Annotated in this window: 12 protein-coding genes and 1 pseudogene; 5 read left to right on the forward strand and 8 right to left on the reverse strand. The window is 72.7% G+C overall.

The annotated features are described in order from the left end of the window. Window positions 1-78: 78 nt before the first annotated feature. Window positions 79-513: a hypothetical protein gene (locus ACFWPT_RS27730; protein WP_380345197.1), complete on the forward strand. Its 435-nt coding sequence runs from the start codon at window positions 79-81 to the stop codon at window positions 511-513. 220 nt (window positions 514-733) lie between these two features. On the opposite strand, the gene ACFWPT_RS27735 is transcribed toward ACFWPT_RS27730, so the two are convergent. Continuing rightward, window positions 734-961 (reverse strand): hypothetical protein, encoded by a 228-nt coding sequence (locus ACFWPT_RS27735; RefSeq protein WP_380485048.1) that lies wholly within the window; start codon window positions 959-961, stop codon window positions 734-736. Between the two features lie 376 nt (window positions 962-1,337). Here ACFWPT_RS27735 and ACFWPT_RS27740 point away from each other — a divergent pair, with 376 nt between their 5' ends. Next, window positions 1,338-2,378 (forward strand): Scr1 family TA system antitoxin-like transcriptional regulator, encoded by a 1,041-nt coding sequence (locus tag ACFWPT_RS27740; protein WP_380345191.1) that lies wholly within the window; start codon window positions 1,338-1,340, stop codon window positions 2,376-2,378. 220 nt (window positions 2,379-2,598) lie between these two features. Further along, window positions 2,599-4,035 carry an aminopeptidase P family protein gene (locus ACFWPT_RS27745; protein WP_380485050.1) on the forward strand — a complete coding sequence of 479 codons (1,437 nt, stop codon included), beginning with the start codon at window positions 2,599-2,601 and terminating at the stop codon, window positions 4,033-4,035. A 68-nt stretch (window positions 4,036-4,103) separates the two neighbouring features. Here the strand turns inward: ACFWPT_RS27745 and ACFWPT_RS27750 are convergent, their stop codons facing one another. From ACFWPT_RS27750 to ACFWPT_RS27775, 6 genes and pseudogenes are all read right to left on the reverse strand, one after another. Continuing rightward, the gene (locus ACFWPT_RS27750) at window positions 4,104-5,516 is read right to left on the reverse strand and encodes a pyridoxal phosphate-dependent aminotransferase (protein WP_380485052.1); all 1,413 of its coding nucleotides are present in this window, start codon (window positions 5,514-5,516) and stop codon (window positions 4,104-4,106) included. A gap of 137 nt (window positions 5,517-5,653) precedes the next feature. Continuing rightward, window positions 5,654-6,060 (reverse strand): annotated as a pseudogene (locus ACFWPT_RS27755) (GNAT family N-acetyltransferase). A gap of 67 nt (window positions 6,061-6,127) precedes the next feature. Continuing rightward, window positions 6,128-6,904: a class I SAM-dependent methyltransferase gene (locus ACFWPT_RS27760; protein WP_380485054.1), complete on the reverse strand. Its 777-nt coding sequence runs from the start codon at window positions 6,902-6,904 to the stop codon at window positions 6,128-6,130. A gap of 89 nt (window positions 6,905-6,993) precedes the next feature. Next, window positions 6,994-7,992: a substrate-binding domain-containing protein gene (locus ACFWPT_RS27765; RefSeq protein WP_380485056.1), complete on the reverse strand. Its 999-nt coding sequence runs from the start codon at window positions 7,990-7,992 to the stop codon at window positions 6,994-6,996. Between the two features lie 94 nt (window positions 7,993-8,086). Next, entirely contained in the window at window positions 8,087-9,607 is a 1,521-nt protein-coding gene (locus ACFWPT_RS27770; protein ID WP_380485058.1) for an ATP-binding protein, read from the reverse strand. Window position 9,608: 1 nt separating this feature from the next. Continuing rightward, window positions 9,609-10,286 carry a response regulator transcription factor gene (locus ACFWPT_RS27775; RefSeq protein ID WP_063346253.1) on the reverse strand — a complete coding sequence of 226 codons (678 nt, stop codon included), beginning with the start codon at window positions 10,284-10,286 and terminating at the stop codon, window positions 9,609-9,611. A gap of 135 nt (window positions 10,287-10,421) precedes the next feature. Here ACFWPT_RS27775 and ACFWPT_RS27780 point away from each other — a divergent pair, with 135 nt between their 5' ends. Continuing rightward, entirely contained in the window at window positions 10,422-11,024 is a 603-nt protein-coding gene (locus ACFWPT_RS27780) for a hypothetical protein (protein ID WP_380485061.1), read from the forward strand. Between the two features lie 55 nt (window positions 11,025-11,079). Next, window positions 11,080-11,895: a hypothetical protein gene (locus ACFWPT_RS27785; RefSeq protein WP_380485063.1), complete on the forward strand. Its 816-nt coding sequence runs from the start codon at window positions 11,080-11,082 to the stop codon at window positions 11,893-11,895. A 126-nt stretch (window positions 11,896-12,021) separates the two neighbouring features. On the opposite strand, the gene paaK is transcribed toward ACFWPT_RS27785, so the two are convergent. Further along, window positions 12,022-13,398 (reverse strand): phenylacetate--CoA ligase PaaK, encoded by a 1,377-nt coding sequence (gene paaK, locus ACFWPT_RS27790; RefSeq protein WP_380485065.1) that lies wholly within the window; start codon window positions 13,396-13,398, stop codon window positions 12,022-12,024. Window positions 13,399-13,627 lie beyond the last annotated feature (229 nt).

The raw sequence follows: 13,627 nt of genomic DNA on the forward strand, positions 1-13,627 counted from the left end.
TCGAAGGTGTGATTCCGGCGCCCGAACCCTGGGTTCGGACGCTACGGGCTCAATACCGTTCCTCCTATGACAGACGGGATGACGGTAGACGAGTCTCTTCGGGCCCTGGCCGCCCTGGAGGCTGCGTGGAAGGACGACGACGAGGCGCTGTCCGCCCTCGCCGCGGGCGGTGCGGACGAGCGGTCGCTCCCGGCGCTGGTCGCCGCGTACGGCGAGCACGCGATGGACACCCTGATGGCCCTGGCCTTCGGCCTGCGGTCCACCATGAGCGACGAGGAGCTCGCCGAACTCTCCGACGCGGTGAGCTCCAACATCGGCGCCCGGATGAGCGCCCTGCTCACCCAGACACTGAAGACCTGGGGCACCCTCGCACCCCGGGACGACCTGGCGGTGACCAAGGCCATCGCCCACGCGGTGATCGACTCCATGCGCGCCGTGACCGAGGACCCGAGCCAGACCGAAGTCCTCCCCCTGCTGGCCACCTTCCGCACCTACGCCCTCAACGGCGCCTGACACCGGAACCTCGGCGCGGGCTTCGAGACCCCTCGAAGCCCGCGCCGTCACGTCTGCACCCTCATCCGCCCTGCGGCGAGCGCGAATCCACCCGTCGAGGAGGCGAAGAGGATAAGGACGAACACCAATGCACTCGCCGCGGTGGGAACACACCCAGGAATCGCGAGGAAAACCACACCCGCGAGCGCGAAACTCCCGATGGTGATGGCACCGGAGGCGATTACGGTCGCATTCCCCTGCGGAGGACGACGACCAGCCGCTCGATGACGTCCGGCCGGGCGGCCCCGAGGTCGATCAGGATGACTCCGGTGGCTTTGGCCGAGCGCCAGTCGATGCCGAGGGAGGGCAGTTCGACCTCGGCGGCGTGCAGGACGGCCTGGAGGTCGTCGAGGATGTCGGCCGCGCCGCGACGGTCCTCGACCGTGACCTTGTCGATCATGCTGCTCATGGGGCATCGCACTCTTCGCTGTTCGTGATCCAACGCGCTTCGGTGTCCCACTCCACGCCACCTCCGACGGGCCGGAGGAAGGCCAGCCCGGTCGGCCGGTAGGGCTCGGACGGCGGCGCCACCCGTCGCACGGGCGGCGCCGCCGGGACGATGGCGCCACTGCCCATCCGCGCCTCGGGAACGGAATCGCCGCACTGCGGGCACCGACAGGGCGGAAAGTTCCGCCGCAGGACGATGCTTTCGCCGGATTGAACGTTCGTCATATCCACGGAATAACTCCTCTCTGTTGCCAACTCCTCACCAAGAGTGGCCAATCGCGGCTAGCATCGGAAGAGCTTCACTTTGACAGCGAGCACTGTGGAAATGGGTGGTTGCCATGCCTCAGCGGGAAGTAGACCCGACCGCATCTCCGAACGCAGCCATCGGCGTTCAGCTCCGGCGCTTCCGCAAGGCGAGAGGGCTCACTCAGATCGAGCTCGGGCGGCGGACCAACTACAGCGATTCGCTCATCTCCATGATCGAGAACGGAGACCGTCCCGCACCGCTGAACCTCGTCCGGCGATGCGACAAGGAACTCGACACCTGCGAGGCGCTTGAGCTCCTGTACTGGAGCGCGAAGAACAGCACTCTGATCGGTGGATTCGTCTCCTACACCGAGCACGAAGCCAAGGCCACCGCCTTCAAGATCTTCGAGCTGAACGTCATCCCGGGACTGCTCCAGACGCGGGGCTACGCATCGGCGCTCATCAACGCCGCAGCCCAACGAGGTGAGATCCCCGAGGACAAAGCCATCGAACGCCTGAATGTCCGCATGGCGCGGCAGGCCTTGCTGTACCGCGAACCGTCTCCCTCCATCCACATCGTCCTGGACGAGAGCTGCCTGCGAACCGTTGGCGGCCCCTTCGTCATGGCCGAGCAGCTTCGCCGACTTGAGAGCGTGGCCGGCCTTCCGCACGTCATGCTGCAGATCGCGCCGTCCACTCTTGGCGAAGCCCTCCCGGCGACCATGCCGTTCACCCTGCTGACCAGCACGGACAAGAAGTGGATGGCCTACCTCGAAACCATCCAACGGGGCTACGTCGAGCGCGAGGACGAGGACAAGATCCGCTCCCTCGTAGAGACTTACCATTGGCTCCAGGCCCAAGCCCTCTCATGCGAAAACTCGTTGGCCCTCATCCGCACCCGTCTCAAGGAGTTCCACGCCATGTTCCCCATCGCGACGGTCAAGCCCACCTCCTGGCTGAAGTCCTCGTACAGCAACGGCGGCGGCCAATGCATCGAGGTCGCACCCGGGCTCCCCGGCATCCTCCCCGTCCGCGACAGCAAGGACCCCGAGGGCCCTCGACTCGCCTTCGGCGCCGACGCCTGGCGGTCCTTCATCACCGGCGTCAAGTCCGGCGACTTCGGCACTGTCTGAGATCCTCGGCTGCCGACCAGCGGGGTCCGGTCGGGGTGCCGTACTTGATCCAGGCCGCCGGGGTGGCGTTGTCGTTGCGCAGGTGGAAGGCCAGGCCGACCGGGTCAACCCCTTCTCTTCGAACTCTGCTCGATATACCGTACATAACGCTTGTTACGTACCGGGCAGGTCAGCGTAGCGAAGCACCTCGCATCCACCACCCTCACCTGGAGAGTCTGCTGTGACCGAACCCGCCGAGACCATCAAGTACCGCAAGAACGGCCTCACCCGCGGCGTCACGGACGAGCTCGCCGAGAACATGAAGCAGGGCTGGGCCGACACCGAGCGCCTCTCCCTGAAGCCGATCCCGCAGGCCGCGCACACCGCCCGCCGCCGCGCCGAGCTGTCCGCGGCCTTCCCCGGCGAGCGCCTGGTGGTCCCGTCCGGCAACCCGAAGGTGCGGGCCAACGACACCGACTACCCGTTCCGCCCGTCCTCCGACTACGTCTACCTGACCGGCGACCAGTCCCAGGACGCCGTGCTGGTCCTGGAGCCGACCGGCGACACCGGCCACCGGGCCGTGCTCTACCTGCGCGACCGCTCCCGGACCGACAACGGCGAGTTCTGGCTGGACAACCACGGCGAGCTGTGGGACGGCCGCCGCAACAGCCTGGCCGAGAGCGAGCAGCTGCTCGGCCTGCCCTGCCGGGACGTCCGCACCGTCCGCGCGGACCTGGGCGCCGCCACCGGCCCGGTGCGCGTGCTGCGCCGCCACGACGCGGGCGTGGAGCAGTCCCTCCAGGGCCGGGCCGTCGCCGAGCGGGACGCGGAGTTCGAGGTCTTCCTGTCCGGCCAGCGCCTGGTCAAGGACGAGTTCGAGATCGCCGAGCTGCGCTTCGCCTGCGAGGCCACCGCCCGCGGCTTCGAGGACGTGGTGCGCATCCTCGGCACCGACACCGAGACCCCCGAGCGGCTGATCGAGGGCACCTTCTTCGTCCGGGCCCGGATCGAGGGCAACGACATCGGCTACGGCAGCATCGCCGCGGCCGGCCCGCACGCCACCACCCTGCACTGGGTGCGCAACAACGGCCACGCCAAGCCCGGCGACCTCCTGCTGCTCGACGCCGGCGTGGAGACCAACCGCCTGTACACCGCCGACGTCACCCGCACCCTCCCGGTCAGCGGCCGCTTCACCGACCTGCAACGCAAGGTCTACGACGCGGTGTACGCGGCGCAGGAGGCCGGCATCGCCGCGGTGAAGCCCGGCGCCGACTTCCGCGACTTCCACCACGCCGCCCAGCGCGAGCTCGCCGAACACCTCACCTCCTGGGGCCTGTTCGGCGACCTCACCGCCGACAAGGTGTACGAGCTGGGCCTGCACCGCCGCTTCACCCTGGCCGGCACCGGCCACATGCTCGGCCTCGACGTCCACGACTGCGCCCACTCGCGCACCGAGGAGCACGTCGACGGCCCGCTGAAGCCGGGCATGGTGCTCACCGTCGAGCCGGGCATCTACTTCCAGCAGAACGACCTGACCGTGCCCGAGGAGTACCGCGGCATCGGCGTCCGGATCGAGGACGACATCCTGGTCACCGAGGACGGCAACGAGAACCTGTCGGCCGGCCTCCCCCGCACCTCCACCGAGGTCGAGGCCTGGCTCGCCGAACTGCGCGGCTGAGCTGGGCGGCTGAGTCCGGGAACGGCGCATGCGGCACCCGGGAGCTCCCGGGTGCCGCACGGTACCGGCTACTTCAGCTTCCCCAGCGCCGTCCCCACCCGCTGGACGGCGGCGACGACGTCCTCGGGCTGGCGGGCGGTGAAGCAGAGGCGGAAGAAGCCGGGTGCCGGGTTGTGCATGGTGCCGCCGGGCAGCAGGGTGACCTCGGTGGGCTCGGCCATGAGGTACCTGAACAGCAGCTCCTCCTTCGGGTCGAGTCCGCTCGACCGGGCGAGCGGCAGCCCGGCCACCTCCTCGTGACCGTGGACGGGGTGCTTGCCGAGGTACTTGGAGAGGTCGAGCCAGAAGAACTGGGCGGCGTTGTCGCCAGGCCGGTGCACGTAGTCGATCCTGGCGGCGTCCAGGGCGCCCTTGACCCTGTCGAAACTGGTCTTGAGCAGCGTGCGGTACTCCCGCATCGCATAGGTGGTGTAGAGCTCGCCGCCGGAGCCGTTGGCGGGGGCGCTCAGCAGGTCCTGGATGACGTAGGTCTTCAGCGAGTCGAAGGGGCTGAACCAGGGCAGCGGGTGGGTGGGCTCGGCCGGGTCGTTGTTGCCGAGCATGGTGTTGCGCACGGCGAGGTTCCGGGAGATCACGAAGCCGGTGCGGAAGCCGGACAGGCCGAAGTCCTTGGCGAAGCCCCAGACCACGTGGATCCGGGCGGGCTGCTCCTGGTACGCCTTCAGGGCCAGCGCGCTGGTGAACTTCGTTGTGCTGCTGTCGAGTTGGGAGTGACAGTAGATCTCGTCCGAGATGATGTGCAGGTCGGTGTCCGTGAGCGCCCACCCGTAGATCTCGTCCAGCAGGGCCCGCGAGTAGTTCACGCCCAGCGGGTTGTGCGGGTTGGTGAGGACGAGCAGGCGCGGCGTGCGGCCGGCCGCCTTCCGGTCCTCGTAGGCCTTCTTGAGCAGGGGCAGGGTGAGCCGGTACCGCTCCTCCCCCGCGGTCGGCAGGTTCACCGGGACGCACCTGAGCCTGGGCCGCTCCTGGAAGGACCAGTTGAAGCCCTGCCAGTACGGCGCGGGGATCAGCACCTCGTCGCCGTCCTTGAGCGGCGGGCCGACCGGGTCGGCGCCCTTGAGCGCGAAGGCGATGCACTCCAGCGCGGAGGAGACCCCGGCCACGCCGAACACGTCGCCCTCGTGGACCTCGGCGCCGAGCGCCAGGGTGAGCAGCTTGGCGACCGGCCGGCGCACCGCCAAGGTCCCGGCCGAGTCGATGTACTGGATGTACCGCTCGGGGATCAGCTGGATGTTGTCGAAGACCTTCTTCTTCATCGAGTGGTGGTAGAGCAGGACGTTCTCGGCGACGGACAGGTTGACCGCTCGGGGGGACGCCACGTGCTGGTGGAAGTAGGCGAGGGCCTGTTCCAGGTCGGTCATCCGGGTGAGCTGTTCGGCGGCCGCCTCGGGGGAGGCGAGGGTGCGGGTGTCGTCGGTCATGGCAGTCCTTCTCCGGGCTTCGCGGGGTGGGCTGGGCGGCGTGCCGGAACATGGTCGTTCGCACACGCATCGGCCCCAGCGGACCACGCCCCGGGCACGGCCGCCAGCGCTCGGCGCCCGTCCGGACGGGGGCGGGATCAGGCGGTCAGCGGCTTGACCCAGCGGCTCCACTGCGGTTCGGGGCGGTAGCCGGCGGCCTCCCAGGTGCGGTGGCCGAGGGCGTTGTCGTCCAGCACCATGGCGTCCGCGCGGCGGCCGCGAGCAGGGCGGCGCCGATGCCCCGGCGGCGGTGGTCGGGGTCGACGGCGAGCCGGTAGAGGTGGCAGCGCCAGCCGTCCCAGCCGGCGATCACGGTGCCGAGGACGGCGGTCGGGTCGCCCGCCGGGGTCGCGACGATCAGGCACTCCGGGTCCCGGGCGAGCAGCGCGGCCACGCCCGGGGCGTCGTCCGTGATGCTGGCGCCCTTCGCCGCCCTGGCCCAGAGGGCGAGCAGGGCGGGGATCTCGTCGGGGGTGGCAGTGCGCGGGGCGATCTCGTCGGTCATGGCGGCCTGTCTAGCAGGCGGTTTCGCCCGGCGGCCGAGGGCGTCCGCAGCCTGGACGGACGGGCCGTCAGCCCAGCCGCCACACCGTGGTGGTCTTGACGGCGGTGTCCTCCAGGTCCGCGACGACCGGCACCTGGTAGGCGGCGAGCGCGGTGAACCGCTCCCGGGGCAGGTAGGCCCGGCCGGGGTCGCCGACGATGACGGTGGCGCCGCGCGCGGCGGCCCGTTCCAGGAAGGGCAGGAAACGGGCGGCCATGGCCCGTTCGTAGAACACGTCACCGGCGAGCACCACGTCGGCCGGGGCGCCGTCGCCGTCCACCAGGTCCACCAGGGCGGCCTCCACGCGCACGCCGTTGGCCTCGGCGTTGAGGCCGATGGCGGCCACCGCGTAGGCGTCGATCTCGGCGGCGCGCACGGACGCGGCGCCGCTCAGCGCGGCCGCGACGCCGACCACCCCGCCCCCGGCGGCCACGTCGAGCACCGCCCGCCCGGCCACCAGCTCGGGGTGGTCCAGCACGTGGCGGGCGACGGCCACCCCGCCCGCCCAGGCGAACGCCCAGAACGGCGGCGGCAGTCCGACCTCCCCCCGCGCCCGCTCGGTGGTCTCCCACAGGGTGATCGCGTCCTCGGCCATGTGCAGGCCGACCTCGGGGACGAACGGGACGGGCTTCAGCTCGGTCTCGCGCCGGATGAAGGCGAGGTCGGCCTCCGACTGGTCGGCCTCCGCTTGATCGGTCTCCGACGGGTGGGTCTCCGGCTGGTCGGCCTCCGGTTGATCGGCCTCCGACGGATGGGTCTCCGGCTGGTCGGTCTCCGGCTTGAGAGTGCGCAGCTCACTCGGCATCTCCGCAGCATAGGGCCCACGCGGGGGTGCTCACGCCCGCCCGGCCGCCGTCCGGACGCGCCGGGCGAGCGAGCCGGCGCCCGCCGCAGCTACTGGAGGCCGGCCGCGGAGCAGGCGGCGACGTAGTCCGGCGTGCAGATCTGGGCGACGGTGAAGAGGCCGTCGGCGACCACGGTGGCCTTGACGTTGTCCTTGGTGAGCGCGACCGGGGCGATCAGGCCGGTCGGCACCTTGTCGCTGCTGCCGCTGGTCACCGTGGTCGGCACGAGGGCGCCGCCGATTTCCTGGCCGTAGGCCAGGTCGACGGCCAGCTGCGCGGCCGTGTCGGCCTCCGACTTGAGGGGCTTGTAGACCGACATGGCCTGGGCGCCCGCCAGGATCCTCTGCACGCCGTCGAGTTGGAAGTCCTGGCCGGTCAACGGGACACTCAGGCCGGACGCCTCGGAATCGGACACGCTGGAGTCGACCGCGCTGGGTACGGCAGCGTTGGGGTCGGCCGCGCTGGGATCGGCCGCGTTGGGGTCGGTGGGCGAGCCGTTGGTCGTGATCGCCTCGCCGACGTCCGCCGTGCCGCCTACCACCGCCGCCGCGGCCTGGCCCCGCAGTTCGCCGACCTTGCGGTTGTCGAAGGACACGTAGGCGTCGACCGGGCCCTGGGCGAGGCGGTCGTAGGCGACCACCCTGACGCCCGCGTCGTGCGCCTTCTGGATCGACGCCTGGATCGACTCGGCGTCCACCGCGTCCAGGATCAGCACCTTGGCGCCCTTCTTCACGGCGGCGTCGATCTGGGTCTGCTGGACGGCGGCGTCCTGGCCGGCGTTGTAGTAGTCGATCTGCGCGTCCGGCGCCAGCTCCTTGATCTTCTTCTCGATCAGCGGCCGGTCGAACTGCTCGTAGCGAGTCGTCCTGGCCTCCGGCAGCAGCAGGGCTATCCGCCCGGCTCCCCTCCCGGCCGCGGCCGGGAGGGGAGCCGGTCCGCCGCCGGAGCCGCCGCTGGACGACTGCGTCGCGCTGTCGCAGGACGCCGCGCCCAGGCCGAGGGAAATCGCTGCGGTCACCGCGAGGACGCGGCGCAGCCCGATGCTCATGAGGATGCCTTTCCGATTGGTTGGGTCCACCCCTCTTTCGTTCGAGTCTGGGAACCTTCGGCCGCGACCACGATCCCGGTGCGCCGAATGGGTCTCAGGCCTCCGTCAGCGGGTGTCCGTCAAAAGGCGTCCGCGAGGCGGAGGCTGGCGCGACGGCAGGCCCCGGGGCGGGAGCCGGCGGGACGGCGGCCAGCGGGAGGGTCGCCGTGAGCCGGGCCCCGGACGGCGTCGGGGTGACGGCCAGGGTGCCGCCGTGGTGGCGGGCGATGTCGCGGGCGATCGGCAGGCCCAGGCCGCTGCCGCCCTCGTCGCGGCTGCGGGCGTCGTCGAGGCGGGTGAAGCGTTCGAAGACGCGCTCACGGTCGGCGGGCGGGATGCCCGGGCCGTCGTCCTCGACGTCCAGGACGGCCACGCCTCGGGCGCGGTCGGCGGCGAGCCGGACGTGGACGGCGCCCGCCGCGTGCCGGTCGGCGTTGTCGAGCAGGTTGGTGAGCAGCCGGCCGAGCCAGAGCGGAATGCCTTCGACGGCCACCACGGGGGCCAGGTCGGTGGTGCGCCGGTGCGGGCCGGCCGGGCGGCCGAGCACGGTGGCGGCGACCAGCCCGGTGAGGTCGATCCGCTGCCGGGGCCGGTCCTCGGCGCCGCCCGCGTCGAGCCGGGCGAGCAGCAGCAGGTCGGTGGCGAGGCTCTGCAGCCGGTCGGTGTCCTGGAGCGCGCCGTGCACCAGTTCGGCCCGGACGGCCGGGTCGGGGTGGGTGTCGGCGACCTCCAACTGGGTGCGCAGCACCGCGAGCGGGCTGCGCAGTTCGTGCGAGGCGTCGGCGATGAACTGCCGCTGGCGCCGTCCCGAGGCCTCCAGCCGGTCGAGCATCGCGTTCATGGTGGCGGCCAGGCGGGCGATCTCGTCGGCGGTTCCGGGCTCGGGGACGCGCCGGTGCAGGTCCCGCCCGGTGATCGCGTCGACCTCGGCGCGGATGGCCTCCACCGGCCGCAGCGCGTGCCCGGTCACCCGCCAGGTGACGACCACGCCGATGAGCAGCAGCAGCGGGCAGGCGACGGCGAGCGCGGCCTGGGTGGTGTCGAGGGCCTCGTCGGCGGCGCGCAGCGAGGCGCCCGCGTAGACGGTGACCGGCCCGCCCGGGGTGTCGGCGGTGACGGCGGTGAGCCGCTGGCGGTGGTGGTCGTACAGCGGGTCGACGTCGTCGGTGGTGCGCGAGCCGGTGCGGTGGGCGGCGGTGAGGGCGGTCCGGCCGGCCAGGTTGGGGCTGGCGGCGAGGACGGTGCCGTGGGCGTCGACGGCCTGGAGGAAGTCGGTGCCGTGGCCGGCGTGCAGGACGGGCGTCAGCCGCCCCTGGACGGCGAGTTGGGCGACGGACTCGGCCTGCTGCCGGGTGGCGGAGGCGGCGGAGGCGACCAGGTCGGCGTGCAGGGCGGTCAGCAGTCCGGCGCCGGCCAGGGCCAGGGCCGCGGCGAGCACCGTACCGGCGGCGGCGGTGGCCCGGGCGCGCACGGACCGGGGGACGAAGCGGCGCAGCGGGCGCGGGAGCCCGGGGCGGCGCGGCGGGGTGGGGAGGCGGCGCAGCACTGCGAGGAGCCGGGGCGGGCGTGGGCGCATCTCAGCCGCCGTCGGGGGCGAGCCGGTAGCCTGCGCCGCGCATGGTCTGGAGGGCGGCGCGGCCGAACGGGGCGTCGATCTTGCGCCGCAGGGCGTGGATGTGGACCTCGACGATGCTCGGGTCGGCGTCGTGGTCCGCGTCCCAGACGTGGTCGAGGATCTCCCGCTTGGAGACCACCGTCCCGGCGCGCGCGGCCAGGTACTCCAGGATCGCGAACTCACGGGCGGTCAGCTGGGTGGGGTGGCCGGCCCGGACGCAGGTGCGGGCGTTGGCGTCGAGGACCAGGTCGCCGAGGGTGTGCAGGCGCGGGCGCCGCTGGTCGACCCGGCGGTGCAGGGCGCGCAGCCGGGCGAGCAGCACGACGAAGGAGAACGGCTTGGACAGGTAGTCGTCGGCGCCGGTGTCCAGGGCCTCCGCCTCGTCCCATTCGCCGTCCTTGGCGGTGAGCATCAGGATCCCGGCCCGGCAGCCGCTCGCGCGCAGCCGGGCGCAGACCCGGTAGCCGTTGAGGCCGGGCAGCATGATGTCGAGGACGATCACGTCGTAGGGGTGGCGGTCGGCGAGGGCGAGGCCTTCGGGCCCGTTGTGGGCGGTGTCGACGGTGTGACCGTCGGCCTCCAGGCCGCGGCGCAGCGCGGTGGCCATCCGGCGTTCGTCCTCGACGACGAGTATGTGCATCCGTTCAGGGTGCCAGGTGGTTCCGCGCGGTCCGTCGGCGGCTTAAGCGGGGGTTCAGGAACGGTCCGCCATGATCGCCGGGCGCGCCCGGGGGGATCCGGGCGCGCTGAGCAGCCGAGGCAAGGAGAACGCCCGATGAGCGACGCCACGTCGTCCACCACCCCGCTCCCGGAGGACCCGGAGCAGGCGCAGCAGGCTTCGCAGGCGCAGCCGCAGTCGAAGCGGCCCCGGGCGGCGCGGCTGCGCGGTTGGGCGGGCGGACGGGAGCGCCGGATCGCCGCCGGGGTGGCCGCCGTCGCGCTGATCGGCGCGGGCGGGCTGGTGGCGCTGGCGGTCGCGCACGAGGAGCACGGGCGCGGGGACCACCGCGGGCTGAGCCGGGCCGAGGGCGGCTCGTCCGACGAGCACGGTGGCCGCAACGGCGGCCGCAACGCGCACGACGGGACCGACGGGACCGCCGGGAGCGCCGGGAGCGACCGGGGCGAGGGACACGCCAAGCGCGGCCGGACCGCCCCCGCCCCGCTCCCCTCCCTCGCCGCCTCGACCGCGCTGGAGAAGGCGCAGGGCGCCGTCCCCGGCGGGCGGGCCGAGTCGCTGCGGCGCGTCGCCCAGCAGGGCGGCTCCGCCGCCTGGGCCGTGGTGGTCGTGGGCCCGGACGGCGTGCGTCACCTGGTGACCGTGGACGGCACCAGCGGTGAGCTGACCGGGAACACGGTCGTCGACGGGTCCGGGCGCTGACGTGGCCCGGCACGCGACGACGACCCGGGCTGCGACGACGGCCCGGGCCGCGACGATGACCCGGGTCGCGGCCCGCCCGGACGCCCTGGCCGGGGGCACCCCTGCCGAGGGAGCCCCGGCGGGGGCCAGCAAGGTCCCGGCGGTGGACGGCTGGTTCTGGCTGGTGAAGGTGCTGACCACCGGCATGGGCGAGACCCTGTCGGACTTCCTGGCGCACACCGTCGGCCCGGTGCCGGCGGTTGCGGCGGCCGGGCTGTTGCTCGCCGTGGCGCTGCTGGTCCAGCTGCGGCTGCGCCGCTGCGTGCCCGGGGTGTACTGGGCGGTGGTGGTGCTGGTCAGCGTGTTCGGCACGATGGTCGCCGATGTCGCGCACGTCGCGCTGGGCGTGCCGTACGCGGTGTCGGCGGGCGGGCTGGCGGTGGCGCTGGCCGCGCTGTTCGTGCTCTGGCACCGGGTGGAGGGCTCGCTGGCGATCGACCGGGTGACCGGGCTGCGCCGGGAGCTGTTCTACTGGGCCGCGGTGCTGCTGACCTTCGCCCTGGGCACGGCGCTGGGCGATCTGACGGCGGCCACGCTGCGCGCCGGGTACCTGCTGGCCGGTCTGGGCTTCGCCGTGCTGATCGCCGTCCCGGCGGTGGCGGCGCGGGCCCGCTGGGTGGGCCCGGTGGCCGGGTTCTGGTGGGCGTACGTGCTGACCCGTCCGCTGGGCGCCTCGTTCGCGGACTGGCTGGGCGTGGGCGCCGACCGGGGCGGCCTCGGGCTGGGCACCGGCCCGGTGAGCCTGGCGCTGGCGGTGCTGATGGCGGCCGCCCTCGCCCTGGCGGCCCGGGCGCGCCGTCGCCGGAGGGCGGCTGGACGCTCCGCCGCCTGACCGTCTACATTGCTGTAGACGCCGGAGGCGTAGGGCATCACCCCCCGGACAGCCCTACGCCTCCGGCCTCGCAGGCCCCACGCCCCCGGGCCCCCAGGCCTCCAGGGCCGTGGGCTCCCGCAGGCCTCACCCCCGCTCGTCGACCACCCGCCGGATCTTCCCGACCGAGCGTTCCAGCGCGTACGGCTCCACCACCTCGACCGCGACCGTCACGCCCACCCCGTCCTTCACCGCCCGGACGATCGCCTCCCGCGCCGCCGCCCGCTGCTCGGCCGGGGCGTCCGGCCTCGCCTCGACCCGGACGGTCATGTGGTCCAGCCGCCCCTGCCGGGTGAGCCGCAGCTGGAAGTGCGGCGCGACGCCCGGGGTCCGCAGCAGGACCTCCTCGATCTGGGTCGGGAAGACGTTCACCCCACGCAGGATGATCATGTCGTCGCTGCGCCCGGTGACCTTCTCCATCCGCCGGAAGGCCGGCCGCGCGGTGCCGGGCAGCAGCCTGCTGAGGTCGCGGGTGCGGTAGCGGATGACCGGCAGCGCCTCCTTGGTGAGCGAGGTGAAGACCAGTTCGCCGCCCTCGCCGTCGGGCAGCACCTGGTCGGTGAACGGGTCCACGATCTCCGGGTAGAAGTGGTCCTCCCAGATGTGCAGCCCGTCCTTGGTCTCCACGCACTCCTGCGCCACGCCGGGGCCGACCACCTCGGAGAGGCCGTAGATGTCGACGGCGTGCAGGTCGAGCCGGTCCTCGATCTCGCGCCGCATCTCCTCCGTCCACGGCTCGGCGCCGAAGATACCGATGCGCAGCGAGGTGCTGCGCGGGTCGACGCCCTGCTTCTCGAACTCGTCGAGCAGGGTGAGCAGGTAGGAGGGGGTGACCATGATGATCTCGGGACGGAAGTCCTGGATGAGCTGCACCTGCCGGGCCGTCATGCCGCCGGAGGCCGGGATGACGGTGCAGCCGGCCCGCTCGGCGCCGTAGTGCGCGCCCAGCCCGCCGGTGAACAGCCCGTAGCCGTACGCGATGTGCACCTTGTGCCCGGGCCTGCCGCCGGCCGCGCGGATCGACCGGGCGACCACGTCGGCCCACATCGACAGGTCGTGCTCGGTGTAGCCGACGACGGCCGGGCGCCCGGTGGTGCCGCTGGAGGCGTGGATCCGGCGGACCTGCTCCATCGGGACGGCGAACATGCCGAACGGGTAGCCCTCGCGCAGGTCGGCCTTGGTGGTGAAGGGGAAGCGGGCGAGGTCGGCCAGGGTGCGGCAGTCCTCGGGGCCGACGCCGGCCGCGTCGAACTTGCGGCGGTACAGCTCGACGTTGTCGTACGCGTGGCGCAGGGTGGCCCGGAGGCGGGTGAGCTGGTGGGCGCGCAGCTCGTCGACGCCCATCCGCTCGCCGGCGTCCAGCAGCGCGGGCGGGAGCGGCTCGCCCAGGCGCCGGGCGGGCTCTTCGCCACGCTGTCCGGGCTCTTCGCTGTACGGGCTCGGGGCGGGTGCGGTGCCGGTCATCGTCGCTCCTCCGCAGGTCGGCCGGGGCGGGTGCGCCGACCGATCGTTCGGTCAGGACGGCCCCCACGCCAAGTAACCCAGCGCCCGTACCGGCTGTCAAGGGGTCGCACGCCGGATCCGGAATGCGAAGTTCCGACCACTTCGGGTGGAGATCGGGCACCCACCTTGGCTGGCCGATATGAAAATCATTACAGAAGTTTGACCCGTGCACGGCATCACCCGGCCCGAC

Origin of the sequence: Kitasatospora sp. NPDC058478 (assembly GCF_042720345.1) — a bacterium.
Lineage (GTDB): Bacteria > Actinomycetota > Actinomycetes > Streptomycetales > Streptomycetaceae > Kitasatospora.

Excerpts from the sequence above, each read along its gene's own strand:
- paaK (WP_380485065.1), bottom strand. The coding sequence starts at position 13,398 with ATGACCGGCACCGCACCCGCCCCGAGCCCGTACAGCGAAGAGCCCGGA.
- ACFWPT_RS27785 (WP_380485063.1), top strand. The coding sequence starts at position 11,080 with ATGACCCGGGTCGCGGCCCGCCCGGACGCCCTGGCCGGGGGCACCCCT.
- ACFWPT_RS27775 (WP_063346253.1), bottom strand. The coding sequence starts at position 10,286 with ATGCACATACTCGTCGTCGAGGACGAACGCCGGATGGCCACCGCGCTG.
- ACFWPT_RS27760 (WP_380485054.1), bottom strand. The coding sequence starts at position 6,904 with ATGCCGAGTGAGCTGCGCACTCTCAAGCCGGAGACCGACCAGCCGGAG.
- ACFWPT_RS27750 (WP_380485052.1), bottom strand. The coding sequence starts at position 5,516 with ATGACCGACGACACCCGCACCCTCGCCTCCCCCGAGGCGGCCGCCGAA.
- ACFWPT_RS27765 (WP_380485056.1), bottom strand. The coding sequence starts at position 7,992 with ATGAGCATCGGGCTGCGCCGCGTCCTCGCGGTGACCGCAGCGATTTCC.
- ACFWPT_RS27730 (WP_380345197.1), top strand. The coding sequence starts at position 79 with ATGACGGTAGACGAGTCTCTTCGGGCCCTGGCCGCCCTGGAGGCTGCG.
- ACFWPT_RS27780 (WP_380485061.1), top strand. The coding sequence starts at position 10,422 with ATGAGCGACGCCACGTCGTCCACCACCCCGCTCCCGGAGGACCCGGAG.
- ACFWPT_RS27740 (WP_380345191.1), top strand. The coding sequence starts at position 1,338 with ATGCCTCAGCGGGAAGTAGACCCGACCGCATCTCCGAACGCAGCCATC.
- ACFWPT_RS27770 (WP_380485058.1), bottom strand. The coding sequence starts at position 9,607 with ATGCGCCCACGCCCGCCCCGGCTCCTCGCAGTGCTGCGCCGCCTCCCC.
- ACFWPT_RS27735 (WP_380485048.1), bottom strand. The coding sequence starts at position 961 with ATGAGCAGCATGATCGACAAGGTCACGGTCGAGGACCGTCGCGGCGCG.